Origin of the sequence: Pelomicrobium sp. (assembly GCF_036803785.1) — a bacterium.
Lineage (GTDB): Bacteria > Pseudomonadota > Gammaproteobacteria > Burkholderiales > UBA6910 > Pelomicrobium.
The window spans coordinates 1-2,901 of record NZ_DAIRTR010000221.1; the positions used below are offsets into that span (position 1 = coordinate 1).

Sequence of the window (2,901 nt, forward strand, 5' to 3'; positions counted from 1 at the left end):
CTCCATCCCTGCCCCGGAAAGCCCCCCGGGCGCCCTCACCCAAGGGATTCGCCGTGCGCCGGGTCTACGATCCGCCCCGAGAAGAGGATGGGTTGCGGGTGCTGGTGGATCGGCTCTGGCCCCGAGGCCTGAGCAAAGAAGCCGCCCGGGTGGATCTGTGGCTCAAGGACATCGCACCCTCCGATGCGCTGCGCAAGTGGTACGGCCATGAGCCGTCCCGCTGGGACGAGTTCCGCCGTCGCTATTTCGCAGAGCTCGAGGCCCATCGGGAGCGACTGGAGGAGCTCAGGCAACAGGCCCGCCGCGGGCGCGTGACGCTCCTCTTCGGGGCCCGGGACGAGGAGCACAACAATGCGGTGGCGCTACGCCAGTACCTGGAATCTCACCGGCGATGAGGATTTTCGACAGCCACTTCCACATCGTGGACCCGCGCTTTCCCCTGACGCCCCACGACGGCTATCGGCCCGAACCTTTCACTTGCACGGATTATCTGCGGCGCATGGAAGGGGTGGAGCTCGTGGGCGGCGCCGTGGTCTCGGGGTCATTCCAGGGCTTCGACCAGGGTTACCTCAGGGCGGCCCTGGCAGAGCTGGGCCCGTGTTTCGTGGGAGTGACCCAGCTGCCCGCCAGCGTCGCCGACGAGGAGATTTTGGCCCTCGACGCCGCCGGCGTGCGGGCGGTGCGTTTCAACCTGCGGCGAGGCGGCTCTGAGACAGTGGATCACCTCGAAACTCTCGCCTGGCGCGTGTACCGCCTCGCCCGCTGGCACGTGGAGCTCTATATCGACGCGCGCGAGCTGCCGTCCCTCGCGCGGCGGCTGCTCAGCCTTCCCGCCGTGAGCATCGATCACCTAGGGCTTTCCCGGGAGGGCCTGACGGCCCTGCTCGCCCTCGTGGAGCAGGGCGTGCGGGTCAAAGCGTCGGGCTTTGGGCGCGGGGACCTGGACGTGCCCCGCGCCCTCAAGGCGCTTTGCGCCGCCAATCCCGATGGAGTGATGTTCGGAACCGATCTGCCCTCCACCCGCGCGCCGGTGCCCTACCGGGACGAAGATCTGCAGCGGGTGATGGATGCCCTGGACGAAAACCAGGCGCGCAAGGTTCTATGGGGCAACGCCCTCGCCTTCTACCGGCCGCGGGCCGCCTCCTTCCGCAGTTGAGTCCAAGAGAAAGGAAAAACGCCATGAAGGAATCGCTCAAGCCCGGCGTCGAGCACACCTTTCGCTATCGCGTGCCCGAAGCGAAGACGGTGCCCGCCCTGTACCCCGAGTCGCCGGAATTCCAGGTCATGCCCCAGGTATTCGCCACCGGATTCCTGGTGGGGCTTATCGAGTGGGCCTGCATCCGGGCCGTCAACCCCTACCTGGATTGGCCACGGGAGATGACCGTGGGTACCCATGTGAACCTGAGCCACGAGGCGGCGACTCCGCCCGGGTTGGAAGTGAGGGTGCGGGCCAAGCTCATCGAGGTGGACGGACGAAAACTTACGTTTGAAGTGGAAGCCCACGACGGTCTGCAAGTGGTGAGTCGCGGCACCCACCAGCGGTTCGTGATCGACCTCCAGCGGTTCAACGAGCGGCTGCAGCACAAAGCCGCGTCGGCAGCGTAGGGGCTTTCTCCATGTCCTACCTCGACGATCCCCGCGTCTTTTTCGCCGCCGAACGCACCCTCCTCGCCTGGACCCGCACCAGCCTCACCCTCATGGCCTTCGGGTTCGTGATCGAGCGCTTCGGGCTATTCCTGCACATGCTGGCGGCGGACCCCACCCGGCCGATTGAGCGCGGCGTATCGTTCTGGGTCGGGGTGGCGTTTATCGTCCTCGGCGTCATCACCGCCCTGATCTCCACCGCCCAGTACCGCCGCGTCATCCGTCAGTTGAAACCCATCGAGATCCCGGAGCGCTATTGGTATAACGCCGGAGTCGTCACCAACCTCTCCCTCGCCGGCCTGGGACTGGCGATCACCCTGTATCTCCTGTCCGGCCTGTAGCCCCCTGGCCGTCTCGCGGTTGCGGGCTTACCATGGAGGAGACCGAGCGACGCGGCAGGGGGCCCGTGAGCATCCACGAGGACATCGCCCGTACCATCCTAGCGGGTTTCGACAAGCACTACCGCCTGTTCCGGGAAGCAAGCGCCCGGGCCAAGGAGCGCTTCGAGAACGCCGACTGGGCCGCGGCCCGGGAAGCGCAGCGGCTGCGCATCCAGATGTACGACCAGCGGGTCACAGAGGCGGTGGCGGCGGTGCGCCGGCGCTTCCCTGGCGCCGGGGACGAATCCCTCTGGCCGCGCATCAAGCTCGCCTACATCGGACTGCTCTACGAGCACCGCCAGCCCGAGTGCGCCGAGACTTTTTACAACTCGGTGGCCTGCCGGGTGCTGCATCGGCGCTACTTCCACAACCAGTTCATCTTCTGGCGCCCGGCCATCTCCACCGAGTATCTGGAAGGCGACGTCCCGACCTATCGCTGCCACTACCCGACCGCCCGGGGGCTGCGGCGCACGGTGACGGACATCCTCTTGAGCTTCGGGTTGCGCAACCCCTTCGAAGACCTGGGACGGGACGTGGGTTTGCTGCTGCAGGCCTTGGAGGAACGCTTCCCTTCTCCCTGGCAGCTGCAGCCCAACTTCCAGCTGCAGGTGCTCTCCTCCCTCTTCTTCCGCAACAAGGGGGCCTACATCGTGGGACGTGCCATCAACGGCAACCGCCAATATCCGTTCGTGGTGCCCCTGCTGCAGAACGCGCGGCGGGAGCTCTACGTGGACACGCTCCTCCTCGAGCCGTCCCATATCGCGGTGCTGTTCAGTTTCGCCCGTGCCTACTTCATGGTGGACATGGAAGTGCCCTCGGCCTACGTGGCTTTCTTGCGAGAGCTGCTCCCGGAAAAGCCGCCGGCGGAAATCTACAC

At 66.2% G+C, this 2,901-nt stretch carries 5 protein-coding genes; all 5 read left to right on the top strand.

The genetic code is table 11. The features are described 5' to 3' along the window. The first annotated feature begins 53 nt into the window (after positions 1-53). Positions 54-395 carry a DUF488 domain-containing protein gene (locus V7Q81_RS15480; protein ID WP_442954859.1) on the top strand — a complete coding sequence of 114 codons (342 nt, stop codon included), beginning with the start codon at positions 54-56 and terminating at the stop codon, positions 393-395. Continuing rightward, positions 392-1,156, top strand: coding sequence for an amidohydrolase family protein (locus V7Q81_RS15485; protein ID WP_333845116.1), 765 nt, complete (start codon positions 392-394; stop codon positions 1,154-1,156). The genes V7Q81_RS15480 and V7Q81_RS15485 overlap by 4 nt, the downstream gene beginning before the upstream one ends. A 23-nt stretch (positions 1,157-1,179) precedes the next feature. Beyond that, positions 1,180-1,605, top strand: a complete 426-nt coding sequence (locus tag V7Q81_RS15490) for a thioesterase family protein (RefSeq protein ID WP_333845119.1) — start codon at positions 1,180-1,182, stop codon at positions 1,603-1,605. A gap of 11 nt (positions 1,606-1,616) precedes the next feature. Then, positions 1,617-1,985 (top strand): YidH family protein, encoded by a 369-nt coding sequence (locus V7Q81_RS15495; RefSeq protein WP_333845122.1) that lies wholly within the window; start codon positions 1,617-1,619, stop codon positions 1,983-1,985. Positions 1,986-2,050: 65 nt separating this feature from the next. Beyond that, the coding region (locus tag V7Q81_RS15500; protein ID WP_333845124.1) for an isocitrate dehydrogenase kinase/phosphatase AceK regulatory subunit at positions 2,051-2,901 on the top strand (851 nt) is incomplete at its 3' end.

Bases quoted from the DNA above. Each gene is read 5' to 3' on its own strand.
- V7Q81_RS15485 (WP_333845116.1), top strand. From the start codon at position 392: ATGAGGATTTTCGACAGCCACTTCCACATCGTGGACCCGCGCTTTCCC.
- V7Q81_RS15490 (WP_333845119.1), top strand. From the start codon at position 1,180: ATGAAGGAATCGCTCAAGCCCGGCGTCGAGCACACCTTTCGCTATCGC.
- V7Q81_RS15495 (WP_333845122.1), top strand. From the start codon at position 1,617: ATGTCCTACCTCGACGATCCCCGCGTCTTTTTCGCCGCCGAACGCACC.